The sequence below is a fragment of the Pseudalkalibacillus sp. NRS-1564 genome, from assembly GCF_050467905.1.
GTDB classification, from domain to species: Bacteria; Bacillota; Bacilli; order Bacillales; family Guptibacillaceae; genus Guptibacillus; species Guptibacillus hwajinpoensis_B.
In genome coordinates this window covers 60636-85201 of the sequence record NZ_JBITPM010000018.1, presented here as the reverse complement: position 1 = coordinate 85201, position 24566 = coordinate 60636, and the positions used below count along the sequence as shown (strand labels likewise).

Sequence of the window (24566 nt, the reverse complement as noted above, 5' to 3'; positions counted from 1 at the left end):
TTTGTTATTACCCAATCGAACTTCGAACTTCATTCACTTGACCATCAATTGAAAGAGGCTGGTCTTCTCTTTGTTCAATCTTAATATTTGTGATAACACGATCTGTACCTTTTCCTAGAGCACTTGTATGAATGTCTCTTGCTAATTCAAAGAGTTCATCGACGTTTCCTTCAAAGACAGTAGAGGTTGGTCCAATATGGTAAGTGAATCCTTCTTTCTCAGCTAACTTTACAGCTTCTGTTACAAAATGATTCATGCTCGTTTGACTTGTCCCTACAGGTGTTACACTGATTTCTAATAGTGCCATAATTAATCCTCTCCTTCTCTTATGGTCATAGTAGTCTATTGACGTATTTTCTCTAATCCAAACGTTAATAGAAGGATACGATGTAAAAAGAATTAATGAAACTTCCTTTATTTTCAAAAAAACGAAACGAAAGAGACCCCTCATTCGTATAAATAGAAAAGAGCTCGGGAGGAATGCTGCATGATGAACTTGTTTCTTATGTTGGTAGTTATTGTTGCATCTTTAACTGGCTTCAATTGGTTAATGGGCTATCGGAAAAATCATATCCAGATTGACCTGGATGAACGCTATATCGACTACAATGAATACGTAAGGGCACTTAAGAATGAACTGAGTGCGCAAGGAAAAGATGTGGAGTACCTGGGGAATCGTAAGTTTAAGATCGATGGTAAGAAGTATCTGTTTATTGAACGAAACGTCACCATGGGGGGAGTCCCACTTCAGCGCACTATCTTGAAGCCAGCCCCTAATTCATAACAAGCACATCAATTGCTATAATAAGTTGAAGCTACTATGCTTATCCTATTCTTAAATAAGCATTGGAGGTAGTAAACTTATGGAACAAATTGCGGTTACGGCGATTTTAAAGCCTAAAACAGGTAAAGAAGAGAATGTCTTAAGTGTTCTTCAAGAAGTTCTGAAAGGTTCAAGGAATGAAGAAGGTAATATTCAATATGACGTTCATCAATCTATAGAAGATACAACATTTGTGATCTATGAAGTGTGGGAAAATCAACAGGCGATTGAAACGCACATTAACTCAGAGCATTATGAGAAGTATCGCAAGGATATCGGTGACCTTATTGATAGCCGAGAAGTTTATAAAATGAAAAAGCTTTAAAGTCATTTCCGTTTCATTTCCGCGGAAATAACTGAGATATCGGGGATATAGTTTGTTTTTCGTGGGAATAATGACGAAAATCGCTGAATGAGCCAAAAATAATAGCATTAGAAAAGCACCTCGGATTCGGGATCCGAGGTGCTTTTCTAATAAATTAACGTCCTTCTTTTGCAAACCGTGCGATACGTTCTTCGATTTCATCACGTACTCGCTGGAAGAAAGCCCATTTTTCTTCTTCTGTGCCTTCTGCTTTAGCTGGGTCATCAAATCCCCAATGTTCACGCTTTACATGCGCTGGTGTTCTCGGGCATTTATCATTCGCATCTCCACAAAGCGTAACTACAAGATCCGCATTGTTTAAAAGATCCATATCAATCATGTCGGAAGTTTGGGCGGAAATCTCAATATCGGACTCTTTCATTGCTTTAACAGCATTAGGGTTGAGGCCATGGGCTTCAATCCCCGCAGAATAAACATCGTATTCATCACCTAAGTGTTTTTTACCGAATCCTTCAGCCATTTGGCTTCTGCATGAATTACCTGTACATAAGAAATAAATTGATTTTTTGTTAGACATATATTGTTCTCCTTTTTAAATTAAAATTTAGATGATTAGTAGCCAGAAGTAAAGGCCAAGTAATGTAATGAGTAGAGTTGGTACTGTTAAAATAACACCAATTTTAAAGTAGTATCCCCACGATATTTTGACGCCCTTTTGGGAGAGAACGTGGAGCCATAATAGTGTTGCAAGAGACCCAATTGGCGTAATCTTTGGACCTAAATCAGATCCAATAATATTCGCGTAAATAAGGGCTTCGCGCATTGTACCGGTCGTTGAAGTCGCTTCGATCGCTAGTGCATCAATCATAACAGTTGGCATGTTATTCATAATTGAGGACAGGATTGCAGCGATGAAGCCCATCGAAACGGTTCCTACGAGCAAACCTTGATCTGCTACTGATTGGATGACATTTGCAAGAATATCTGTTAGTCCCTGGTTACGAAGGCCATAAACGACCACATACATTCCGATTGAGAAGAAAACAATCGCCCATGGGGCCCCTTTGATGACGTTCATCGTTTCAACCGCTTTACTGCGTCTCGCCATTAGTAGAAAGAAGATCGCGACGATTCCTGCGATAATCGATACAGGAACTCCGATAAATTCACTGGAGAAATAACCGACAAGTAGAATCGCAAGGACAAACCAGGAGAGCCTAAACATTTTGCTGTCTTTAATCGCTTCATGTGGAACGCGAAGCTGGTTAACGTCGTAATTTCCAGGAATGTCTTTTCGGAAGAACAGATAAAGGACAAGGATACTTGCGCCTAAGGAAAATAAGTTTGGAACAATCATACGTGATGCATACTCAACGAATCCGATATCAAAGAAGTCAGCGGAAACGATGTTCACAAGATTACTCACAACAAGTGGAAGTGAGGTTGTATCGGCAATAAACCCACTTGCCATGATGAATGGGAAAATCATTTTTTCCTTAAAGTTCAAGTTCCGTACCATCGCAAGAACAATTGGCGTGAGAATAAGGGCAGCTCCGTCATTTGCAAATAAAGCGGCAACGACTGCTCCGAGTAACGAAACGTAAATGAACATGCGAAGTCCGTTTCCTTTGGCGATCCGTGCCATGTGAAGCGCCGCCCATTCAAAGAATCCAATCTCATCAAGAATAAGAGAGATGAGAATGATGGCAATAAAAGCAAAGGTAGCATTCCATACAATCCCAGTTACGGTGATGACATCTTGAAAATCTACCACACCGACTAATAAAGCAAGCAATGCGCCGCCACACGCAGACCAGCCAATACCCAGGTTCTTAGGTTGCCAAATAACGAGTACTAACGTAAGTATGAAAATAAGAATAGCGAGTGTGACTGTCAATCTAATACCTCCATTAATCGCAACAAATGCGTAGTCCTTTTTTTTCTAGTTCGTAAAGTTTATCCTTTTGGTCAGGAATGAAGGTTAAAATACTCTGAATCACTAAAAAGGCTTCATGATCTGCATTTAATGAATAGAATACCCATTGGCCCTTTTTGCGTTCTTTCACTAAACCAGAGTCTCTCAATTTTCTTAGGTGCTGACTGATAGAAGGTTGGCTCATTTGCAATACTTCTACAAACTCACAGACGCAGCATTCACCATCTTTTAAAAGGCCCACTATCGTTAAACGCGTTTTATCGCCAAGTAATTTAAGGACAGAAGCAGCCTGATCGATTTCAATCATAGTGTTCTCCATTTCTTCACCTCCACAAATCATTATATAAGCATATACTTATATAATCAAGCAGATTTAAAATGTTGAGAAATTTAGAAAACGGAGCAAGAGTCATTGGTAAACGTTGCTTCGAAATTCTTGTTCGATTAGCATTCTTTCTTGTAGGCAACTGCCTTATGCTTAACAATATGGTTAGAAAAGTAACGATAAAACTAAACGAATGCCCATCCATTCAAAAGGGAGTTGCATAGTATGAAGTAATCCAAGATGGAAAGGAGGTCATACTCCATGGGATACGGTTACGGCAGTGGGTTTGCTCTAATTGTAGTGCTGTTTATTCTCCTTATCATCGTAGGTGCAGCTTTTGTTGGAGGAGGCTACTAATTCTCGGAACATAAGCTGTATTCAGCAGGGAATTCCTGTTGAAGGAGCACGGGTTGAATAATAAATGCGCAAGAAGGCTGATTACCTTTAAATCAGCCTTTTCTTGTATAGAAAGATTGAACAAGCTCCTTCAATCTGTTGTCTTTTTTGGGAGTATGGATTTTGGGTATAGCTTGTTACCTAGTGAACCGTATGTCTCACTCGTTCTGGGATCAATTAAATTTGTTTGTTCATGATAAACTCGAGGCGTATGCCAGAGAGTGATTAGGGCTCTTGTCATTGGCATCTCGTGGTATCGTTCTGGCCACATTGTTTTAATATGCTCTTTCACAAGTGGATAATATTTCGGATTCATCCCTGGAAACAGATGATGCTCTGTGTGATACGAGAAGTTGAAATGTAGGATGTCCACTATTTTTGGTACTGTAACGGTGAGACTGTTCGCAAGCGGATCATTGATAGGTGTTAATGGATTTAATCTGTGATTTGTTGAGATATAAGCCATTACGATAAAGTTTGCGATGAGAAGTGGAATGAAATAAGCAAATATCCAATTCCTTATCCCGATCACGAAGATAAGACTGATCCATGTTACCCAGGGCAAAATCATTTGTAGAAAAACGTCACGTTGCTTTTTTGGCGCAAATTCTTTTACATAAGTAAAAAACATTTTAATCGAATGGGCGGTAAATTGAACCGTTAATGAAATAAAAGCAAAGAACGAACGGATAAATAACGGGAGTCCGTAAATCCATTTGAACATTTTCATTCTCGAAATACGTTCTAGGGTTGGCCATGCATCTGGATCATTAGCATCATGCTGAGTATGTACATGGTGATTTAGGTTGTGCCATTTTCTCCAAAGTTTTGGGCCAGTACTTAATGGCCAAAACGCAATCGCGCCTAGAATATCACGTAGCAAGGCATTTCTTACAACTGTTCCATGTAGAATTTCATGGCCAAGAAAACCAAGTCCGGCAAAGCAAGCGCCTATCATAAATGAAAAGACAAGTGCTATGAGGGTAGGTAAAGGATTGGAGGCAATGATTAAGAAACAGGTCAATGTGATGACGAGATATGTAAATCCCCCGAAGAGTCGTACTGGAACAGGCTTAAAAGCTTCAGGTGGAAGGTGTTTCTTAATCCGAGCAGCATACCAGCTGAATGAGTGTAGATCGTTCATCATAATCTCCTTTCGAAATGCGAGAATGCTATAGAGCAACTGTTATTTAAGTGAAGAAATAAGCATATAAGTCAATCATGTACCTGAGTAAGAAGAAATATTCAAATGAAAATCAGGAAATGTATTGATTTCAAATAAGCGTTACGATAGAATTAGAAAAAATAACTAGGCAATGAAGAAGAAGAGTAGTCTTGAGCGGCACTTTAGAGAGCTGGTGGTAGGTGAAAACCAGTGTGCGCAACAGATGAATGGGCTTCTGAGCTACCGAACTGAACAGTAAAGTAGGATTCGGCGGAACGTCTTACCGATACAAGAGACACCTTATTGAAATAGGTTTCATTCTGTAAGGGGTAAGCGCGTTTACGTTTGTAAACGAATAAAGGTGGCACCACGGGTCTCTCGTCCTTTTTAGAGGATGAGGGGCTTTTTGTGTTGTCTAAAATGATGGAGGGACATATGAAAAAGACGATCTTAACAGGTATTAAGCCGACTGGAAGAGTTCATTTAGGCAATTACATTGGAGCGATTAAACCAGCTTTAAAACAAGCGAAGAATGAGGAACTTGACCCTGTTTATTTTGTCGCAGATTACCACGGATTGACGAAAATTCGAGATCAGCAGCAGATGGAAGAATTATCGTACGGGATTGCAGCTACGTGGCTTGCACTTGGACTTGATCCAACAAAGGTGATTCTCTATCGTCAATCGGATGTACCAGAAATCTTTGAATTATCGTGGATTTTGGCTTGTTTTAGCCCTAAAGGATTAATGAATCGGGCGCATGCCTACAAAGCAATTGTGGAGAAAAATCGTGAGGGAGATCGCGAAGAGGATGAAGGGGTGAATATGGGGTTATTCACTTATCCCATTTTAATGGCGTCTGATATTCTAATGTTTCAAACCGATTTCGTCCCTGTAGGCAAAGACCAGATTCAGCATGTGGAAATCGCAAGGGATATAGCCGCTGCTTTTAATTTTCAATTTGGAGAAACGTTCACGTTGCCAAGCTATATTGTCGATAAAAACACGTCCGTACTTCCTGGGCTTGATGGTAGGAAAATGAGTAAAAGCTATCACAATACGATTTCATTGTTTGAAGAGCCAGATAAGCTTAAAAAGTTAGTTAATCGTATTACAACGGATTCTTCTGACCCAACAGAACCAAAGGATCCGGATACATCAACGGTATTTGCACTTTATAAAGAATTTGCTAGTGATGCCGAAACGATTGAAATGAGGAAAAAATTCAAAGAAGGGATCGGATGGGGAGAAGCGAAAAAAGAACTTTTTCATGTTATGGATGATTTCTTAGCTGAACCTCGAGAGAAGTACCGTTACTATATGGCTCATAGAGATAAGCTTGACCAAATTCTTGAAGAGGGAGCAAGGAAAGCAAGAGCTAAAGCGCAGCCGTTCTTGAAAGATGTGAAAAGGAAGCTAGGCATTCGACGATAGCAAGCAAGCTAGAAAACTTAACGTATTGTTCCTATATGCCGATAAAGATCATATATAGATTTCTTATGATAACTTCGGAGGCACAACACTATGATTGAAATGATAGGAGAATATAATTGGTGGATCGTCTTACTGTCAGTAGTCATCGCGGTCTTTGCTTCATATAGTGCGCTAGATCTCGCAGGTAGAGTTTCTTATTCGAAAGGGATTCGCAAATGGGTATGGGTCATTGGTGGGGCTGGCGCAATGGGAGTTGGAATATGGTCGATGCACTTTATCGGCATGCTTGCTTTTTCAATGTCGATGCCAATGACCTATGATGTTCCCCTTGTTGCTCTATCTATTTGCGCGTCTTTCTTTGGATCTTTCATTGCTCTTGTCGCAGTTGGAGGGAAGGAGCTAACGATTAAAAGGTTAGTTGTTGGAACGATCTTTATGTCTGGGGCTATTATCGCTATGCATTATATAGGTATGGAAGCGATGGAAAATGTTAAGATCGTTTACAATGATTGGTTGCTCGTTCTTTCAACACTTATCGCTATGTGTGCTTCATTTACAGCGCTAAAACTAGCCTTTACCCTTTCTAGATCCCAAAAATACCGTCACTTAATTTTACTAAAGATAGGCAGTGCGGGAATTATGGGAATTGCTATTGCGGGGATGCATTACGTTGGACTTGAAGCTGCGACCTTCTATATGTCTAAAGTACATCATCAACCAGTTATAGAAGGATTAGACACGTCCGCTCTTTCCATTGCTATTGCCGTCGGTACGTTGTGCGTTCAAACGATTTTGATTTTTGGTGTTGTGACTGAACGGAAATTGATTAAGCAGTCAATTGAGATGAAGGGTAATGACTATCGTTTACGATCACTGCTTACATATAGCATTGATGCGATCCTCACTTTGACAGTAGATGGAAAAATCCGTTCGCTCAATCCGGCAGGTGAAAAACTATTCCGTGTGAAAAAAGATGAATTAAGTCATGTAAATCCAATGGATTTTTTCGAAAGTGAAGAATTAGAGAGAGTGAGTCACTATTTTCTTTCGGTGCATGACACAAGGCAGGCTGTCAGTTTCAATACGAAGGTCTTTACGTTTGACGGAGGGGTAAACGATTTAAATGTGACGTTCGTTCCCATTTATTTAAATGATCGTCTTGATCGGATCTATGCTATTACAAAAGATATAACGAAGCAAAGAGCAGCAGAGCAAAAAACCCATCAAATGGCTTATTTTGATGCCTTAACGTCATTACCAAATCGTCGCTCATTTGTTGAATACCTAGAAAACTGCCTTAGGAAAGTAGATGAACCAGCAGATCTTGCTGTTATGATGCTCGATCTTGATCGTTTTAAAGTTATTAATGATGCTCTTGGTCATAACACAGGTGATCTTTTTCTATGCGCAGTTTCCGTGCGTCTGCAAGAATGCGTGGACCCATTTGGTTTTCTCGCACGCCTTGGAGGGGATGAATTTGTGATTGTCCTCGACGGATTTAAGCACATTTATCCTGATGAGCTTGCGAATCAAATTATTGAAGCATTTGAGAAGCCATTTCAGGTTAGTAGCCACGAGCTGTCCACTTCGGTAAGTATTGGCATAGCAGCAGCACCTGGTGACGGAACAAACGTTGAATCATTGATGAAGCATGCCGATATTGCGATGTATTCTGCAAAAGGACGTAATCGCAAGAAATATCAATTCTACTCGACATCCATGGGACAAAAAAGTGAATTGAGATTAATAGAAGAAAGTTCGCTTCGAGCGGGACTTATCAACAAAGAATTTATTCTACATTATCAACCTCAGGTGAAATGCACTGATGGTTCACTGTCAGGAGTTGAAGCCCTCGTTCGCTGGAAAGCAGGAAAGGAAGAACTCCGCTACCCAGGCAATTTCATTTCACTAGCGGAAGAGACAGGTCTTATCGTTGAACTCGGCCGTCAAGTGCTTGATATGGCTTGTGAACAGGCGAAGAAATGGTGTGAGAGCGGTTATCCTCTTCGTGTTTCAGTGAATCTTTCTGCTAAGCAATTTCAGAGTGATGAACTAATTACAACGATTAAAGAAACGCTAACCAAGTATTCTCTTGATCCAACATTGTTAGAGCTTGAGGTGACAGAGAGTATGACAATGGAAAACTCTACTCGCTCATCGTGGATGATTACTTCTCTTAGAGAACTCGGGGTGAGTATTTCTATTGATGACTTTGGTACAGGTCATAGTTCGTTAAGCTATCTCAAAGACTTTTCGATCAATCAGGTGAAAATTGATAAATCCTTTATTGATGAGTTAACACAAAATGTGAAGTCCGACCAAATTACGAGTGCGATTATTGCCATGAGCAAGCAATTAAAACTACACGTTATTGCAGAAGGGGTAGAAACGATTGAACAAGCTGATTTTCTATCATCAAAAGGGTGTGATAGTATTCAAGGCTATTACTACAGCAAGCCGGTTCCACCTCAACAAATTGAAGATACCTATTTGAACTTGGAACCATCACCAGCTTAATCGTTTTATTTTAGCTAATGCTGTGGATTCTCGATTCTTGGCTCAGGCGATTGGTTTTCAATTCTTTTGATACGGGCTTTATAATAATGAAGAGTCATTCGAACATGGCCAAAATGTATGCAGCAGGATGTTTACAAAGATAGAATAAGTTTCTTATTCAAGAAATTCAACATAAAAAACAAAGACTACCAACTGGCAGTCTTTGTTTTTTATTTTTTAATTAAGCTGTATCCGATCCAATGCAAAGCCTGTTGAAGATTTGATTTTACAACAATTTGGTCAAAGTCACTTGAGGCTTGAACCGCTTTTATAGCGAGATCCGGACGAATACCTGTTACGATCATTTGAACTCCGACAAGTTTAAGAGACTCTCCTATTTTAAGAAGATTGGTCGCACTTTGGCTGTGAATATTAACAAGTCCTGATAAATCGAAAATGAGATAATCAAGGTTGTTCTTTGCACTTTCAGCGAGAGCACGTTCCATTAATCGTTCTGTTCGAATTTCATTAACGTCTCCAATGATCGGAAGAATGGCTACTTCTTCTGAAATGGGAACAATAGGCACAGATAGTGATTCGATCTCAGTATTTGCCCTTTCTAATTCAAGGACATTTCCAAGAAGGTTAGCCATCGCTTTAAATAAATCAACGTGATCTTGATTGTAGTGAAATGGTTTAAGATCAAGTCCACATAAAGTACCGTAGTTATCACCGTTACGATAATAAATAGGTACACCAATTAATGAGCCACCACCGAGATTTTTGGTAACTTCCATATTTTTTGTTGAATCATGGGCTGCCAAATCATCAATAATAAGGGGTTCACGACCGCCTTTTACGATGAATTGTCAGTAGGAATCGCGATATAATGTTTCAAAACCTGACTCCAGGATAATTTCATCACGATTGAATGAAGAAATAATATCTACATCTGTCTTATCGTTTTTGGCTACAAAAAATGTATTTACGCCTACGAATTTACTAATAACCTCTAAGACATCTTGAGATGCATCTTCAATGGAAGTATAGGTAGGGATATTAGAATGAATCATATCATACACCTCGTTTCTAATTCATCTAAACAAATCTTATATTTCTATACTATCTTATCATTAAGCTGATAGATAGAAAAATCACTATGAAATATTATTGGAAGTCGAATGATTACTAACGGTGGAGGAGTAAGAAGAGAAGTTATGAAATAAATTTTCATTCATTTCACAATTTCTGGATTAGATTTTGATGATTAGGGTATCAGTAAAATTGGGACATTGAAACTGCAGAAAAGACACTACCCTAAATAGATAGATAAAAGTGTGGATTGTCTCATTCTCCTTTTTAAATGTTTCGATCAATAATGGTAAAGCGTTTAGTTTTCTAGTAGGATAGGGATTTTTACATAGAAAATATCAGTACGAGAGGTGAGTTAATGAAAAATGCTACATTAGTTTTTTGGTATAGTCTCTTTGTATGTTTGCTCGTTGTTTTGTGGGGAGCGATTTGTCCTGAGCATTTACAGGAGGTAACATCTACCGCAACTACTTACATATCTAGTCGATTTGGATGGTACTATCTTCTGATTGTTGTGGCTATTCTAATCTTCTGTATTTATTTGATTTTCTCTAGATTTAAAGACATTAAGCTTGGTGGAAAAGACGACAAGCCAGAGTTCAGCTTGCCAACTTGGTTTGCTATGTTGTTTAGTGCAGGAATGGGAATGGGCATGGTGTTTTGGACAACCGCAGAACCAATTTCTCACGCCTTCAAAAGCAGCCCGAGTGGTGAATTAGGAACAGAACGAGCTATTGAGGAATCTCTACAGTTTTCTTTTTTTCACTGGGGTGTACACGCATGGGCTGTCTACGCGCTCGTTGCTCTCGTGCTAGCTTATTTTAAGTTTCATAAAGGATATCCTGGATTGATTAGCGCTACGTTAACCCCTTTGTTTGGAGAAAAGAGGATGCAGGGGACGCTAGGGTATATGATCGATACTCTTGCTGTTGTCGCAACAGTAGTAGGCGTTGCAGCTACACTAGGATTCGGATCTGCCCAAATTAATCAGGGTCTTAAATTCTTGTTTAACACACCAGCAAACTTCTCTGTACAGTTGCTTATTCTCGTTATTTCAACAGCACTATTTATTGCCTCTGCATGGTCGGGATTAAAAAGAGGAATCAAATATTTGAGTAACATTAATATGATACTTGGATTTGCGCTTATGATTCTCCTCCTTATTGTAGGGCCAACGCTCTACATTATGAACATGTTTACGGGCTCCTTAGGCGGTTATATCTCAAACTTTTTCGATATGAGTTTTCACATTGAGCCGATCAACAATGATCAACGTTCTTGGGTCGATAGCTGGACGATTTTCTACTGGGCATGGTGGATTTCTTGGTCTCCATTTGTGGGGATATTTATTGCAAGAATTTCAAGAGGTCGAACGATAAAAGAGTTTATGCTTGGGGTTTTATTTGTTCCATCTATTGTCTGTTTTATTTTCTTTGCGGTGTTTGGAGTCTCAGCGCTCGATCTTCAGCAGAGTGGAATTGCAACGATTTCGGATTATTCGATTGAGACGGCAACATTTGCGGTTTTACAAGAGTATCCTCTTGGCACGCTAATGTCCTTTATCACGATTTTCGTGATTGCCATTTTCTTTATTACATCAGCTGATTCAGCAACGTTTGTATTAGGAATGCTCAGTACGACGGGTTCATTAAACCCATCCGCGATGATTAAGATTGTCTGGGGTTTAACTCTTTCCAGTATGGCTGCCATTATTGTGTACTTCGGTGGAACACAAGGATTGCAAAACATGCTTATTCTTGCGGCATTGCCATTTTCCATCGTCGTTCTCCTCATGGGGTATTCCTTCTTTAAGGCAGCAAGCAAGGAAGTATTATCAAAGAGAAAACGAGAAAAGATGCAACAAAAAGCAGTGTAATTGGATGAAGAGCTGTGTACCTGATGAGGGTGCACAGCTTTTTTTTGCAGGGATCAAGTCATTGGATCGGGAATTAGGAACACAGTAAGTCAGATTGTTCGTATAGAAAGGAAGAGGGAAACGTGAAGCAAATTATAGCCATGGGAGGCGGCGGTTTTTCGATGGAACAGGATAACCCACTCTTAGATGCATACATTCTTAATCAAGCAAAGTGTACGAAACCTAAGATATGTTTTATACCAACAGCAAGCGGTGATGCGGAAGGATACATAGCGAAATTCTATGCCTTCTTTGAAAATCAGCTCTGTATTCCTTCTCATTTGTCTCTATTTAATCCGCGTGCAAATATTGAAAATTTTCTATTAAATCAAGACATAATATACGTTGGTGGTGGAAATACCAAAAACCTAATGGTGCTCTGGAAAGAATGGGGCTTAGATCATATATTGAAGAAAGCCTGGGAGCAAGGCGTCATTTTAGCTGGAATTAGTGCAGGGGCAATCTGTTGGTTTGAGGAAGGACTCACGGATTCCTATGGAGATAAGCTCGAGTTACTTAAGTGTCTTGGGTTTTTAAAGGGGAGTTGCTGTCCTCACTATGATGGAGAAGAAGAACGTAAACCAGCCTATCATCAAATGATTAATAATGCGCAAATGCAACCAGGAATCGCCCTTGATGATGGAGTAGCCGCTCATTTTATTGACCAATCGCTTAAAGTAGCTGTCAGTTCAAGAAAAGAAGCGAGTGCATATAAGGTTAATAAAAATGAGTCAACTGAAGAAAAGATTAAAACCATATACCTTGGTGCAGACGGACAATGATAAAACAAGGAAATGATTCTCAGAAAAGCCCCATCTCTTTGCGTGAGATGGGGCTTTTCTGAATTCTTTTTTTACAGTCGGGAGCTTAACCCTCCAACATTCCTAAAGACTTTAATGCACCTTCTAGGTTCTGCTTGATTGTAAGAGATTGCAAATCAAGTCCAAGTGATACTACACCTATAGCGACATCAGAACTTACACCTGTCACAATAATTTCAACACCCATCACTTCAAGAGAATCAACGATTTTAAAGAGATGCTGGGTCATCATCGTATCAAGTGTGGCTACGCCTGATAAATCAAGAATCAGAGAGCGGATTTTCTTCGCACTTGATTCCATTAACGTGCGTTCAAGAATGAGATTCGCGCGTTTTTCATCTATTTCACCAATGATCGGGCAAATGGCTACTTTAGAAGAGATTTTAATGATTGGGACAGTTAGTGCATCGTCTTGAATATACTGTTTCTGAAGGCTACGAGTTTTCTTATCAAGGTAGCTTTCGGTAAAAAGGTTAATGGAATGATCAATCAAGGGATCTATTAATTTCGATATAGTAATAACGTCAGACACTGTTAAAGAAAATGTATGTTGGTGATCTTCCATATAAGTCAGTAACGACTTTTTCATCGCTGTAATGCTCATTAAGATCGTATCTAAATAAGCAGGGAAGTTTTCTTCCTCTTCAAATCTTTGGAGATCTTCAGAGGGATAAGAAATTTCTCCTGCTTCAATGGACTCACCTAGTGAAACTAGAATTTGTTCAGTGAAAGTATATGACTCACCTGGTAGGCTCTGTACTTGAGTGTTCATATCAATTAAATGTCTAGTGTTGGCTGTGATATCATCTATGTTTTGTAGAATAGATTGTCCTAGGCGATGGATAGAGTGAGAAAATTGTTCGGACATAGAAACTCCCTTCTAGCATTACGGTCTACTTGTGGTAAAATAAATTTAATATATGCTTATCTTACTACAATGCACTGTTTTGTGAAGAAGTATATTACTATATACCTGGAGGTGCAGCTTAAATTTGAACAGGTCTGTAGAAGATATGAAAACGACGCTTGATGTTGTCTGTGGGAAGTGGAAAGCCGTTTTGCTGCTAGAATTAGTGGAGAAGCCTCTTAGATTTAGTGAGATCAAAAAGGTGATTCCGCGCATACCTCATCAAACGCTTATTAAACATTTGAAAGAGCTTGAAATGGATGGGCTACTTAATCGTAAAGAATCAAAAGATGTCCCTCCCAAGGTAGAGTACTCTTTGACACCATATGGGTATGAGCTTGAACCACTGCTTCACGAAATGGAGAAGTGGGGAAAGACCCATCGCACTCGTTCAGAAGAAACGATTGCAAACTAAAAGGAGCGTGCAGATGCACGCTCCTTTTTGGATATTACGGTTTATCTTGATTCTCTTAATGGAATATCGGGATTTTTATCCTGGAACCATCTTAGAGCAAAGTCGTTTTGGAACAGAAGAACCGGGCGCTTTAGCTGATCGTAGACAAGCATATTACGAATGCTATCTACCTTGTCTTCCGGATTATCTGTTTCAATCCAACGTGCATGCTGGTGAGGCATTGTATCGAATTGAATATCAACATTGTACTCACCTTTCATGCGGTATTCAAAAATCTCAAATTGGAGACGTCCGACAACGCCAATAACAATTTCGTCCCAGTGTGCGGTCCGATAAACTTGAATGGCACCTTCTTCAGAAAGTTGCTGTACACCTTTGTAGAAGTGCTTTTGCTTCATCGCTTTTTGTGCCCGTACTTTCGCGAAATGCTCAGGTGGGAATGTTGGTAAAGCTCCGAACGAATAAACGTTTTTAGAGCCTACGAGCGTGTCGCCAATTTGATATGTTCCTGAATCATATAGACCGACAATATCTCCAGGGTACGCTTTTTCAACATTACCTCGGGAGGAGGCAAAGAAAAGTTGGCCTTGAGAGAGCTTCAAACTTTTACCTGTGCGCTCAAGCCATGCTTCCATTCCTTTTTCAAAAGTACCCGATACAATTCGTAAAAAGGCAACGCGGTCACGGTGAGCAGGGTTCATGTTCGCCTGGATTTTAAAGATAAAGCCTGAGAATGTTTCTTCATCGGGCTTTACTTCGCCTTCAGAGCTCTCACGAGGAGCTGGGGAAGGAGCAAGATCCAGAAAGTGATTTAAGAATGTTGGAACGCCGAAGCTTGAAATCGCACTTCCGAAGAAGACTGGTGTCTGCTTCCCTGATTGCAATGCCTCTTCACTATAAGTTGCGCCTGCTTCATCAAGTAGCATGACGTCTTCTTGAAGTTGATTAACAAGATCTTCGCCAGCTTTTTCTTTAAGAACGGGATCATCTAAATCTGAGATTTGGATCGCCTGTTTATTGTCGCCTTCTGTATCGTAGAATTCAACGGCTTTCTGATGACGATCGTAAACGCCCTGGAACGATTGACCAATACCGATTGGCCAGTTCATAGGGTAAGATTCGATGCCAAGAACTTCTTCAATTTCTTCAAGTAGCTCTAAAGGCTCACGGCCCTGACGATCCATTTTGTTTATGAACGTGAAAATTGGAATACCATGCTCACTAACAACTTTAAAAAGTTTCTTAGTTTGAGACTCAACACCTTTTGCAGCATCGATAATCATTACAACGCTGTCAACGGCTAGAAGCGTACGATACGTATCTTCACTGAAGTCTTCGTGTCCTGGTGTATCCAGAATATTAATCGTGTGTCCCTTATAGTTAAAGTTCATAACACTCGATGTAACAGATATACCACGCTGTTTCTCGATTTCCATCCAGTCAGACGTCGCGTACTTGGATGATTTTCGTGATTTAACTGTTCCTGTTGAACGGATCTGACCGCCAAGGAACAAAAGTTTTTCAGTCAAAGTCGTTTTACCAGCATCGGGGTGAGAGATGATCGCAAAGGTCCGTCTCTTCTTTATTTCTTCTTGTAATTCTTTATGGTTACTCATTATGTCAATTAGTCCTTTCAATATCACTTCTTATGTAATATAACATATTCTTACGGTTGTTCCTATCGCGTGAAGGGTACGAAAATAGTGAGAAAGGATTCGATGAAAATAGATCGAAATGAATAGCGAAAGGGGAATGAGCGATATGAGTGGATTTGAAGGATTTTTAGATGATTTCCTATCAAGCTGGCGGAACTCTTCGTTAGATGAAATAAAGTATAAAATAAGCGATACGTATCAGGCGAGAGAAATCTCAAGCCAATCTGAGCTATATGATTTTGGGTATGAGGAGTCGATTCAAGGCTGGGATCAAGCTTTTTCGGCTTTTCAAAAAGACAGAACGAAGTGGGTACTAAAGAAGCTCGCTGTCACTCCAATTCGACGAAATGAAATGCTTGCGATTATTTTTGCTTCTATTGAGGTAGATGGCAAACAAAGTGAAACTGGGAGTGTCTTTTTTGATACTTTTCGAAAAGGGGTACAAGGGAATTGGAAGCTTGTGAGAAGTTACATTGAAGCTGGGGTTCCGATTGAACACATCGCAGCGTTTCAGACGGAAGAAAAATAGTTAATACATTTGAAGCTCCTGATAAACGGATCCGTTTATCAGGAGCTTTTTTGTGTAGAGAGCTTGTTATGACTCATTAGGCACTTGCAGGTACCTATATTACACCAAAGTGCGTACTTACATAAAGACTTGGAAGGTTGCATAATCAGTTGTACAGCCGAGAGAGAAGACGTCTTTCTACTCGGCACTTAAAAAATATCAAGGAGGAATTCGCTTTATGAGTTCTCAAACACATACAATGTCACATTCGAAAGAAAAATCCAGTGGTACTCTTGCCCTTTTAGCGCTCGCGATTAGTGCATTTGGAATTGGAACAACCGAATTTGTTCCTGTTGGCCTTCTTTCTTCTATAGCAGATGACTTATCGATTTCGATTACACTTGCTGGCTTATTGATTTCAGGTTACGCCATTGGAGTAGCAATTGGTGCTCCCGTTCTAACTGCTTTAACTGGAAAAATAAATCGGAAGACACTCCTCATGTCATTAATGGTCGTTTTTATCATTGGTAACCTTGTAGCGGGAATATCCACATCCTTCGGTTTACTACTCGTTGCACGGTTTATTACAGCATTTTCACACGGGATTTTCTTCTCAATCGGTTCAACGATTGCAGCAGATCTCGTTCCAGAAAATAAACGGGCAAGTGCGATTGCCTTTATGTTTACAGGATTAACCGTTGCAACCGTGACTGGCGTTCCGCTTGGTACATTTATTGGCCAAGCCTTTGGGTGGAGAGCAACGTTCCTTGGTGTCGCTCTTCTTGGTGTGATTGGGATTATCGCAAGTGCGATTCTCGTACCGAAGGATTTAAAAGAAGCACCGCCAGCGAAATTTAGTGAACAGGTGAAGATCTTAACGAATGGAAAATTACTCTTAGCATTTGCGATTACAGCACTAGGTTACGGTGGTACGTTCGTTGCCTTTACGTATTTAGCTCCGCTACTTGAAGATGTAACAGGACTTAGCGCGAAATTTGTTAGTGTGATTTTACTAGTTTATGGTGTTGCCGTAGCGATTGGAAATGTCATTGGTGGGAAAGCGTCGGATAAGAACCCATTAAAAGCACTGTTTTGGATGTTCGTGATGCAAGCAATCATTCTCTTTATCATGACATTTGCCCTTCCATTTAAAGTGGCTGGAATAATTTCGATTTTCTTCATGGGTTTGTTTGCCTTTATGAATGTTCCTGGTTTGCAAGTACTTGTAGTGAATCTTGCTGAAAAATATGTACCATCTGCCGTTAACGTGGCATCCGCGCTTAATATCGCTGCGTTTAACGTTGGTATAGCGATTGGCTCATTTGTAGGTGGCATCATCGTTGATTCCATTGGTCTGATTCACACTCCGTGGATTGGCGGCATTATGGTTGTCGGAGCGGTTGCGCTTACGGGATGGCTACGAGCTATGGAGAGAAAAGCATAGGAGAATGATGTAGAAAGTTCTTTAGTATTCAAACCTATCTATTTAGCGTCTAAAAAATTTAAGTCAATCTTCATCCAATTTCCGCATTTCGTATTACATTAGTTTGCTAGTGAAGGAACAATTGAATGATTGCTGAACAAAGCGATCCCTACCACGAATATAGTGGTAGGGATCGTTTATTCATTCATACTGACTTAAGCCTTTTTTAAACGCAGCAAGATGATTTTTTGAGGCATCACCAAGCCTTGTCATAACGGTTTTGACATCCTGCGGCAGGTCGGGTAGATCCGCTAATTTCTCATACATGGCTATGTTGTCAACTTCTCCTTGAACGCCAGATTCGAACGCTTTTTTAACGTTTTGGGGGTGGTTGTATACTGGCTAGCATTATTTTCGGGCGCGGTTATGTTATACCTTGTAAATAAGGGGAGAAGAGCTGTAATGTGCCTTTGCTCAGCCATTTTAATTTGAGAGAAAGGTCTTATGTCACCGAATTCTTTGATGATAGCATCATATCTTGCCTGTGCCAGATACTCATCCTGAATCGCATACGTTAAGGCTTCCTTCAATGTAATGGAAGAGTCTTGTAGTGCTCCTTTTGCACCGTAGTCTTCTGGAAGAGCTTCTGCATTCGCTTCAATAAGATTGAAGTTGAAGAAAATGAAGCTGATGATCGCAATAATCGCTACTTTTTTCAATTTGCTCACCTTGCCTTTTTGTTGATTAACCTTCCTACAAAAGAGGAGTTTTATGTAATTTTTAATTGGTGAAGTCATTTTGTTTGATTTCCCTTAAAGAACAGCATATGATCTTAACTGTAAAGTGTTAAATTACAGTAGGAGGAACAGTCGTGAGCAAACGTATATTAATGGTTGTTACAACCGCAGATACAATGAAAGAAGGACATAAGACAGGTCTCTGGTTATCAGAGTTTGGGGAAGCGTATATCGAATTTGAAAAGCTTGGCTATCAAATCACAGTAGCTAGTCCGCTAGGCGGAAAAGCGCCTGTTGATGATCGCAGTCTTGAAGGTGGAGAAACGCCTCAAGAAATTCTCGATACTGCCAAATACCTTGAAGATACAGTGAAGCTCGAGAAAATCGTTGGCGCGTCTACTTTTGATGCGATCTTTATGCCTGGTGGGCACGGAACAATGTTTGACCTTCCAGAAAACGATAAGCTTCAGCACCTGATTCGTGAGTTCTATGAATCAAACAAAATTGTTGCTTCTGTCTGCCATGGTCCCGCTGGACTCGTTGGCGTAACTCTTTCAGATGGTACGCCACTTGTTTCAGGTAAAACGATTACGGCGTTTACAGACGATGAAGAAAGAGAAACAACGCTTGATCAATTCATGCCTTTCTTACTGGAAACTCGTCTTCGCGAACTTGGTGCTGACTTTGTTACAGAAGATAACTGGTCAGATCACATGCAAGTAGATGGTAATTTAATTACCGGTCAAAATCCGCAATCAACCACTAGCGTTGCGAAAGAAGTAGTCGAGAAACTTAGCTAATGAAACGAGATGGAAATGACCGATTTGAGATCCCTAGAAGATAGATAACATAAACGAAAAGGACTCCGAGCTCGGAGTCCTTTTCGTTTATGTTTTTTTACTCTTTGTCTTTTTTCTTACCGAAAACCTTTTTAGTAGCACCTTTAAATACATTAGAGGCCGTATCAACTGACTTACCAACGACTTTGTTCCCTGTTTTACTCACATTTTTAACAAAGTCTGTTGAAGCGTCAGCGGCTTTCCCTACAAGACCGCCTTCTCCGCTAACTGACTTGACAATATCGTTCGCTGTGTCAGCGGATTTATTCACAAGATCACTTGCGGTTTTTGATGTCTTCTTCACAATATTATCTTCTTTCGTTGAATTTCTCTCAGACATCTCAATCCTCTCCTTTGCGAATTTTGATACAACACTATGCTATGAACGGAATGGGATAAATATGATTTTCAAGTAAAACGTCATTTGAATTTGGAATTTTCTCCATCTAACTGCGAAAAGAGGAGGTGTTTGATAGGAAGAAGTGGAAGGATTATTGAACGACCATATCTATAAGGGAGTGAAAAGATATATGAATCATCAGTTGGATTTACGAGGTTTATTAAAAGGGATTGCCATATGGGAAGTGGTATTGTTTCTTTCGGCTATTTTGTTGTTTTCTTATCTGCCTGATGATCGACTGATCGACATCTTTATTAACGTATTTATTTTCTTTGGTTGTACAATTGGTCTGTTTACGATATCAAGGTATGTTCAGCGGTTTGTGAAGAGAGGATAATAAATTACTAAAAAGGAGGATGCGCATAGTGCACATCCTTCTTTTTAGTAGTCTATTCGATTCTTATGCTTTTCCCAGCTTTGAAAAGGTTCGTTCTTCTCATCCATTTCAATATGGTGAAACGGAATGGTTCTTTGTTCAGGTTTTTTCTCAATTTCGTTATAAATCACGGCATCATCAAAACCAGCGTCAGCAGCTTCATTTCTCGATGCAGCAAAATATACACGGTCTGGGCGAGACCAGTAGATTGCTCCAAGGCACATCGGGCAGGGCTCGCAGCTTGCGTAAACAACACAGCCTTCAAGCTGATGCGTCCCGAGTTTTTGACAGGCGTTTCGTATTGCGACAACTTCTGCATGGGCAGTAGGATCATGATCCGTTGTCACTTGATTGAATCCTTCGCCTATAACAACGCCATTTTTGACGACGATTGCACCAAATGGCCCGCCGTTATGTTCAGTTACGCTTATAGATGCTAGCTGGATTGCATGTGTTAACCAATCTTTCTCCGTCATTTCATCACACTCCTGTACACTAATAATTAGACATATTCCACAGCATTCCCTATCTGATCAAATAAATTTCCATACAGGAGATTGGAATGTTAAGGCGAAGTGTTTTCTTAACGACTAAAGAGCGAGGGGGGGAATTTTTGATTAATGTTATAACAAAATAAGGAGGGAATGAGAATGGAGCTATTAATCCTTGGTGGAACACGTTTTATTGGAAGATATGTAACAGAGAGAGCTTTAGAGAATGGACATACGGTTACGCTATTTAATAGAGGGACTAATAAGCAGCAATTTTCAGAGGTTGAAACGATTATCGGAGATCGTGATGGAGATTTATCCAGTCTAGCGGGAAGAAAGTGGGATGCCGTAATTGATACGTCAGGGTTTATTCCGAGAACAGTGAATAAATCGACGAAGCTTTTACAGGATAGGGTTAACCATTATACATATATATCGAGTGTTTCAGCTTATCAAGATTTCGGAGAAAAGCCATGTACAGAAAGTTCGCCTCTTCAGGAAATCTCAGATACGGAAGCGGAACGTATCACGGCAGGAACAGCTGGACCGATTTACAACGAGCATTATGGTGCACTAAAAGCGAAGTGTGAAGCTGTTGCAGAAAAGAATTTGAGTGGCCGGGTTCTTCATATTCGACCTGGACTCGTCGTAGGGCCGTATGATTATTCAGATCGCTTTACTTACTGGGTTAAGCGAATTCACGAGGGTGGTGAAGTTCTAGCGCCAGGAAACCCTGAGCGTCCGGTACAATTCATAGATGTGCGAGACCTTGCTGATTGGTTATTGCGAATGACGGAACAAAGGGTCGCGGGCGCGTACAATGTGACCGGGAGAGAAAGAATGAATACAATGGGGGAAGTGCTTGCGTCATGTAAAAAGGTGAGCGGAAGTAATGCGGTTTTTCGTTGGGTAAACGAAGAGTTTCTTCTTGAAAATGAAATAGCGCCGTGGACTGAATTACCGCTCTGGCTTCCTGAATCAATGAGCGCAGCTGAGACGAATATTGATCGGGCGCTTCGTGAGGGACTGAGCCTTCGTCCTCTTGAAGAAACGATTCACGATGTTTTAAACTGGCTACCCATTCGAAATGATGAGAACCCATTCAAAGCTGGACTTACAAGAGAGAAGGAGAAAGCCCTTTTACGTATGGCAGAATCACGATGAGTTTTCCCCTCCGAAAATGAGGCGATCTTAACCGAGTGAGTTAAAAGGACAGAGCCTGGCGGCGATCCGTCAGGTTTTTGTTGTTATGCTAGAATAATCTATTGTATGTAGTTGAACGATGTGAGGGAAGAATACTCGGTTTCATCAACGAAACAGAAGGAGGTCAAGATGATATCATTTCTTCTTACTTTAAAGAGGATGTTGTCAGCATTATGGAAAGCGATAAAGGATAAAGAATTTCAAGTTCTTTTCTTTCTTACAACGATTACACTCGTCTCAGGAACAATTTTCTATCACACTGTCGAAAGCTGGTCCGTGTTAGATTCGCTTTACTTTAGTGTTGTTACGCTAACAACTGTAGGGTTTGGGGATTTTAGTCCACAAACCGATTTTGGGAAAATTTTCACGATCATTTATTTATTCACAGGAGTTGGTCTAATTCTTGGATTTATTAATAAGCTTGCTTTACATATGGGGAGAAGTAAAAGGAAACAAGATTTATAGATAGTGATGATAAAGGGAGGGCTCAACTGGAAATGAAGTTGGGCTTTTTTTATCATTCATTAGGACGCACTCAATGCGGAGTTTGATTCCTTGCGTTATAACGAATACAAGCATATAATACAAAACGTAATGTTTACGATTTGTAAAAAGCGAGCTATTGGTATAGGTTGTGGATAATTGCTCTATGCACGGTGCCAAAACGAATAGCATAAATTAGAATAGATGAAGGGATGAATTAGGTTGGCTAAGAAATCGAAAGTAGTAAAAGAACAAAAGCGGCAGGAGCTCGTCATGAAGTATGCTGAGCTACGAAATGAATTGAAGGCAAAAGGAGATTTTGAAGCGTTACGAAAGCTCCCACGTGATTCATCACCAACACGCTTGAATAATCGGTGTGAAGTAACTGGTCGTCCGAAGGGGTATTTAAGGAAATTTAAAATGTCTAGAATTGCGTTTCGTGAATATGCTCATAAGGGGCAGATTCCTGGGGTGAAGAAGTCAAGCTGGTAAAAGGGTAGGGGAAGATATGGAGTGCAATGAACATTTGTTGAAGATGCTCGTTCGTGATATCGTGGCGAAGCTCCCTGAGAAGGAGAAAGCCCTCTATCAGTTCATCGATGAACTGGAAGTTAGGTTAATACAATCAGCGGCTACACCGGATCAATACCTTAACCTTCTGAAAAAGTATTCCCCATATCATGAAGCAGCTAATGAGTTTGGTATCTCAGCTTATAAGGCGAGAACAATGATGCATCGGATTGAATGGAAGATTGCCGCAAGATTGGATGAAAAGCTTCAGCGTATGAAATGGTTGGAGCAACCTTCAAGTGGAAAAAGAGTCATAAAAGGTTATCTCACGTTCTAAATGAAGAGAGGCAGCTCGCAATCGAGCCGCCTCTCTTTTTCATTAGGAACTACAGTGATTTGAAGTAGGTACAAACCGTTTCAATTCCTTTTGTGAAATTATCAATGTGAAAATGTTCATTTGGAGCATGCAAGTTTTCTGATGGTAAGCCGAAGCCCATAAGGACGACGGGTGCTTCGAGAACGCGAGCGAACACTTCTACGATTGGTATTGATCCCCCTTCTTTAGGGAAGAGAGCGCGCTCGCCGTATACTTTTTCATAAGCATCGGCCGCTTTTTGAATCATAGGATCATTCGAATCAAGCGAGACTGGGCGTGCTTGAATAAATTGATTAACGGTCATCGTAGTACCTGCAGGTTGATGCTCGAGCAGGTGTTTTTCAATTAATTCGTAGATGTGCTGAGGATCCTGCTTCCCAACGAGACGACAGCTAATTTTACCAGTTGCTTCTGATGGAACAATCGTCTTAATTCCATCACCCTGGTAGCCACCTGAAATGCCGTTCAATTCGAGCGTCGGGCGAATGCCTGTCCGTTCCTTGAAGGAGAATCCTTTCTCACCAAATAAGGAAGTTAGTCCGAGCTCTTGCTTCATCGCTTCATCATCAGATGGAATACGAGCAATCTCTTCTCTTAATTCTTCTGTTAGTTCTGGTACCCCTTCGTAAAATCCTTCAACAGCAATGGATCCATCTTCGCTATGAAGACTATCGAGTAGCCGAACAAGGGAATGAACCGCGTTTGGAACGCCGCCACCATAAACTCCTGAATGCAAATCAGTATTCGCTGTTTTCACCTTCACCTCCATCGCAAGGGCGCCGCGTAGAGACGTACAAATGGCAGGTAATCCTTCTTTAATAAAAGAAGTATCTGAAATCACAACCGCGTCAGCAGCGAGCTTATCAGTGTTTTCTTCAATAAAAGGTCCAAGATGTGGACTTGCGATTTCTTCCTCACCTTCTATACAGAACTTCACATTGACGGGTAGCTTGTTATCTTCTTGCATCAGCAGTTCCACCGCTTTGATATGAATAAACAGCTGCCCTTTATCATCCGTTGCACCGCGGGCATAGATCTTATTATCACGAATAACGGGTTCAAATGGCGGTGTTTCCCAAAGTTCGAGTGGGTCAGCAGGCTGTACATCATAATGGCCATAGATAAGAATTGTCGGTTGATCTTCCGCATAAAGCCAGTCGGCGTAAACGATCGGATGGCCGTCTGTTTCAATGACTTCAATGTTTTCCATGCCAGCTTTTTCTAAAGAATTTGCGACCCACTCAGCCCCTTTTTGAACGTCTGACTTATGGGTGGGAACGGCTGAAATACTTTGGATTTTTAGAAATTCTTCTAGCTCGTTAAGAAACGCATTTTTATGTTGTTCGATGGCTTTTTGCATATAGGTTTTCCTCCTCTATTATGTTGTCCTTATTATAGTCGAGTGTGGCTTATTTTTACATTGAAGCGTATTATAATGATGGATAAAAAAGGTAAACTGATAACAGTGCCTTGAATTTAAGATTAAAATTATTACATTCACATTAATCAGTTGTC

General features: G+C 40.3%; 30 protein-coding genes and 1 other annotated feature. Of the genes, 16 read left to right on the top strand and 14 right to left on the bottom strand.

Going from position 1 to position 24566, the window contains the following annotated elements; translation table 11 throughout:
* Positions 1 to 7: 7 nt before the first annotated feature.
* Positions 8 to 307 (bottom strand): MTH1187 family thiamine-binding protein, encoded by a 300-nt coding sequence (locus ACIFPW_RS09245; protein ID WP_226616259.1) that lies wholly within the window; start codon positions 305 to 307, stop codon positions 8 to 10.
* A gap of 180 nt (positions 308 to 487) precedes the next feature.
* On the opposite strand from ACIFPW_RS09245, the gene ACIFPW_RS09240 reads away from it, so the two are divergent.
* Together ACIFPW_RS09240 and ACIFPW_RS09235 are read left to right on the top strand one after the other, a co-directional pair.
* Positions 488 to 784: a hypothetical protein gene (locus tag ACIFPW_RS09240; protein WP_430243692.1), complete on the top strand. Its 297-nt coding sequence runs from the start codon at positions 488 to 490 to the stop codon at positions 782 to 784.
* Between the two features lie 79 nt (positions 785 to 863).
* Complete coding sequence (locus ACIFPW_RS09235; RefSeq protein WP_430243690.1) at positions 864 to 1148, top strand: putative quinol monooxygenase; 285 nt, start codon at positions 864 to 866, stop codon at positions 1146 to 1148.
* 154 nt (positions 1149 to 1302) lie between these two features.
* On the opposite strand, the gene arsC is transcribed toward ACIFPW_RS09235, so the two are convergent.
* From arsC to ACIFPW_RS09220, 3 genes are read right to left on the bottom strand one after another with little or no spacing between them, the layout of a single operon-like run.
* Positions 1303 to 1725, bottom strand: a complete 423-nt coding sequence (gene arsC, locus ACIFPW_RS09230) for an arsenate reductase (thioredoxin) (RefSeq protein WP_430243689.1) — start codon at positions 1723 to 1725, stop codon at positions 1303 to 1305.
* Between the two features lie 27 nt (positions 1726 to 1752).
* Entirely contained in the window at positions 1753 to 3045 is a 1293-nt protein-coding gene (locus tag ACIFPW_RS09225) for an arsenic transporter (protein WP_430243687.1), read from the bottom strand.
* A gap of 13 nt (positions 3046 to 3058) precedes the next feature.
* Complete coding sequence (locus ACIFPW_RS09220) at positions 3059 to 3403, bottom strand: ArsR/SmtB family transcription factor (protein WP_430243686.1); 345 nt, start codon at positions 3401 to 3403, stop codon at positions 3059 to 3061.
* A gap of 267 nt (positions 3404 to 3670) precedes the next feature.
* On the opposite strand from ACIFPW_RS09220, the gene ACIFPW_RS09215 reads away from it, so the two are divergent.
* A complete protein-coding gene (locus ACIFPW_RS09215; protein WP_142329528.1) occupies positions 3671 to 3766 on the top strand; it encodes a YjcZ family sporulation protein in 96 nt (31 codons plus the stop codon).
* A gap of 130 nt (positions 3767 to 3896) precedes the next feature.
* On the opposite strand, the gene ACIFPW_RS09210 is transcribed toward ACIFPW_RS09215, so the two are convergent.
* Positions 3897 to 4949 (bottom strand): fatty acid desaturase family protein, encoded by a 1053-nt coding sequence (locus ACIFPW_RS09210; protein ID WP_430243684.1) that lies wholly within the window; start codon positions 4947 to 4949, stop codon positions 3897 to 3899.
* 163 nt (positions 4950 to 5112) lie between these two features.
* Positions 5113 to 5359, top strand: a binding site (T-box leader).
* Positions 5360 to 5405: 46 nt separating this feature from the next.
* Between ACIFPW_RS09210 and ACIFPW_RS09205 the strand changes: the two genes are divergently transcribed.
* Both ACIFPW_RS09205 and ACIFPW_RS09200 read left to right on the top strand, forming a co-directional pair.
* On the top strand, positions 5406 to 6404 hold the full coding sequence (locus tag ACIFPW_RS09205; RefSeq protein WP_430243682.1) for a tryptophan--tRNA ligase: 999 nt from the start codon (positions 5406 to 5408) through the stop codon (positions 6402 to 6404).
* A gap of 90 nt (positions 6405 to 6494) precedes the next feature.
* Positions 6495 to 8921 (top strand): EAL domain-containing protein, encoded by a 2427-nt coding sequence (locus tag ACIFPW_RS09200; RefSeq protein ID WP_430243680.1) that lies wholly within the window; start codon positions 6495 to 6497, stop codon positions 8919 to 8921.
* Positions 8922 to 9130: 209 nt separating this feature from the next.
* Here ACIFPW_RS09200 and ACIFPW_RS09195 read toward each other — a convergent pair whose 3' ends face one another.
* Together ACIFPW_RS09195 and ACIFPW_RS09190 are read right to left on the bottom strand one after the other, a co-directional pair.
* On the bottom strand, positions 9131 to 9736 hold the full coding sequence (locus tag ACIFPW_RS09195; RefSeq protein WP_430243890.1) for an STAS domain-containing protein: 606 nt from the start codon (positions 9734 to 9736) through the stop codon (positions 9131 to 9133).
* Positions 9737 to 9769: 33 nt separating this feature from the next.
* Positions 9770 to 9973, bottom strand: a complete 204-nt coding sequence (locus tag ACIFPW_RS09190) for a hypothetical protein (protein WP_430243679.1) — start codon at positions 9971 to 9973, stop codon at positions 9770 to 9772.
* A 377-nt stretch (positions 9974 to 10350) separates the two neighbouring features.
* Here ACIFPW_RS09190 and ACIFPW_RS09185 point away from each other — a divergent pair, with 377 nt between their 5' ends.
* Together ACIFPW_RS09185 and ACIFPW_RS09180 are read left to right on the top strand one after the other, a co-directional pair.
* On the top strand, positions 10351 to 11868 hold the full coding sequence (locus ACIFPW_RS09185) for a BCCT family transporter (RefSeq protein WP_430243677.1): 1518 nt from the start codon (positions 10351 to 10353) through the stop codon (positions 11866 to 11868).
* A gap of 122 nt (positions 11869 to 11990) precedes the next feature.
* Positions 11991 to 12689, top strand: coding sequence for a Type 1 glutamine amidotransferase-like domain-containing protein (locus ACIFPW_RS09180; protein WP_430243675.1), 699 nt, complete (start codon positions 11991 to 11993; stop codon positions 12687 to 12689).
* 85 nt (positions 12690 to 12774) lie between these two features.
* Here ACIFPW_RS09180 and ACIFPW_RS09175 read toward each other — a convergent pair whose 3' ends face one another.
* On the bottom strand, positions 12775 to 13596 hold the full coding sequence (locus ACIFPW_RS09175; protein ID WP_430243673.1) for an STAS domain-containing protein: 822 nt from the start codon (positions 13594 to 13596) through the stop codon (positions 12775 to 12777).
* A 124-nt stretch (positions 13597 to 13720) separates the two neighbouring features.
* Between ACIFPW_RS09175 and ACIFPW_RS09170 the strand changes: the two genes are divergently transcribed.
* Positions 13721 to 14050, top strand: coding sequence for a winged helix-turn-helix transcriptional regulator (locus ACIFPW_RS09170; protein WP_430243671.1), 330 nt, complete (start codon positions 13721 to 13723; stop codon positions 14048 to 14050).
* 41 nt (positions 14051 to 14091) lie between these two features.
* Here the strand turns inward: ACIFPW_RS09170 and ACIFPW_RS09165 are convergent, their stop codons facing one another.
* Entirely contained in the window at positions 14092 to 15666 is a 1575-nt protein-coding gene (locus ACIFPW_RS09165) for a peptide chain release factor 3 (protein ID WP_430243669.1), read from the bottom strand.
* Between the two features lie 145 nt (positions 15667 to 15811).
* Here ACIFPW_RS09165 and ACIFPW_RS09160 point away from each other — a divergent pair, with 145 nt between their 5' ends.
* Together ACIFPW_RS09160 and ACIFPW_RS09155 are read left to right on the top strand one after the other, a co-directional pair.
* On the top strand, positions 15812 to 16234 hold the full coding sequence (locus tag ACIFPW_RS09160) for a flavoprotein (RefSeq protein ID WP_430243667.1): 423 nt from the start codon (positions 15812 to 15814) through the stop codon (positions 16232 to 16234).
* Between the two features lie 217 nt (positions 16235 to 16451).
* Complete coding sequence (locus ACIFPW_RS09155; RefSeq protein ID WP_430243666.1) at positions 16452 to 17657, top strand: MFS transporter; 1206 nt, start codon at positions 16452 to 16454, stop codon at positions 17655 to 17657.
* A 180-nt stretch (positions 17658 to 17837) separates the two neighbouring features.
* On the opposite strand, the gene ACIFPW_RS09150 is transcribed toward ACIFPW_RS09155, so the two are convergent.
* On the bottom strand, positions 17838 to 17963 hold the full coding sequence (locus ACIFPW_RS09150; RefSeq protein ID WP_430243664.1) for a hypothetical protein: 126 nt from the start codon (positions 17961 to 17963) through the stop codon (positions 17838 to 17840).
* A gap of 2 nt (positions 17964 to 17965) precedes the next feature.
* Positions 17966 to 18355, bottom strand: a complete 390-nt coding sequence (locus tag ACIFPW_RS09145) for a DUF2202 domain-containing protein (RefSeq protein ID WP_430243662.1) — start codon at positions 18353 to 18355, stop codon at positions 17966 to 17968.
* Between the two features lie 152 nt (positions 18356 to 18507).
* Between ACIFPW_RS09145 and ACIFPW_RS09140 the strand changes: the two genes are divergently transcribed.
* Positions 18508 to 19173 (top strand): type 1 glutamine amidotransferase domain-containing protein, encoded by a 666-nt coding sequence (locus ACIFPW_RS09140; RefSeq protein ID WP_430243661.1) that lies wholly within the window; start codon positions 18508 to 18510, stop codon positions 19171 to 19173.
* Between the two features lie 97 nt (positions 19174 to 19270).
* Here ACIFPW_RS09140 and ACIFPW_RS09135 read toward each other — a convergent pair whose 3' ends face one another.
* The gene (locus ACIFPW_RS09135) at positions 19271 to 19552 is read right to left on the bottom strand and encodes a hypothetical protein (protein ID WP_430243659.1); all 282 of its coding nucleotides are present in this window, start codon (positions 19550 to 19552) and stop codon (positions 19271 to 19273) included.
* A 190-nt stretch (positions 19553 to 19742) separates the two neighbouring features.
* Here ACIFPW_RS09135 and ACIFPW_RS09130 point away from each other — a divergent pair, with 190 nt between their 5' ends.
* Complete coding sequence (locus ACIFPW_RS09130) at positions 19743 to 19949, top strand: DUF6007 family protein (RefSeq protein WP_430243657.1); 207 nt, start codon at positions 19743 to 19745, stop codon at positions 19947 to 19949.
* A gap of 44 nt (positions 19950 to 19993) precedes the next feature.
* On the opposite strand, the gene ACIFPW_RS09125 is transcribed toward ACIFPW_RS09130, so the two are convergent.
* The gene (locus tag ACIFPW_RS09125; protein WP_430243655.1) at positions 19994 to 20464 is read right to left on the bottom strand and encodes a nucleoside deaminase; all 471 of its coding nucleotides are present in this window, start codon (positions 20462 to 20464) and stop codon (positions 19994 to 19996) included.
* A gap of 174 nt (positions 20465 to 20638) precedes the next feature.
* Here ACIFPW_RS09125 and ACIFPW_RS09120 point away from each other — a divergent pair, with 174 nt between their 5' ends.
* The 4 genes from ACIFPW_RS09120 (at position 20639) to ACIFPW_RS09105 (ending at position 23012) form a co-directional block, all read left to right on the top strand.
* Positions 20639 to 21643 (top strand): SDR family oxidoreductase, encoded by a 1005-nt coding sequence (locus tag ACIFPW_RS09120; RefSeq protein WP_430243653.1) that lies wholly within the window; start codon positions 20639 to 20641, stop codon positions 21641 to 21643.
* A gap of 168 nt (positions 21644 to 21811) precedes the next feature.
* A complete protein-coding gene (locus tag ACIFPW_RS09115; RefSeq protein WP_430243652.1) occupies positions 21812 to 22147 on the top strand; it encodes a potassium channel family protein in 336 nt (111 codons plus the stop codon).
* A 240-nt stretch (positions 22148 to 22387) separates the two neighbouring features.
* The gene (gene rpsN, locus ACIFPW_RS09110) at positions 22388 to 22657 is read left to right on the top strand and encodes a 30S ribosomal protein S14 (protein WP_404682878.1); all 270 of its coding nucleotides are present in this window, start codon (positions 22388 to 22390) and stop codon (positions 22655 to 22657) included.
* A 16-nt stretch (positions 22658 to 22673) separates the two neighbouring features.
* Positions 22674 to 23012, top strand: coding sequence for a hypothetical protein (locus ACIFPW_RS09105; RefSeq protein WP_430243650.1), 339 nt, complete (start codon positions 22674 to 22676; stop codon positions 23010 to 23012).
* 49 nt (positions 23013 to 23061) lie between these two features.
* On the opposite strand, the gene ACIFPW_RS09100 is transcribed toward ACIFPW_RS09105, so the two are convergent.
* Entirely contained in the window at positions 23062 to 24411 is a 1350-nt protein-coding gene (locus ACIFPW_RS09100) for a dipeptidase (protein WP_430243648.1), read from the bottom strand.
* Positions 24412 to 24566 lie beyond the last annotated feature (155 nt).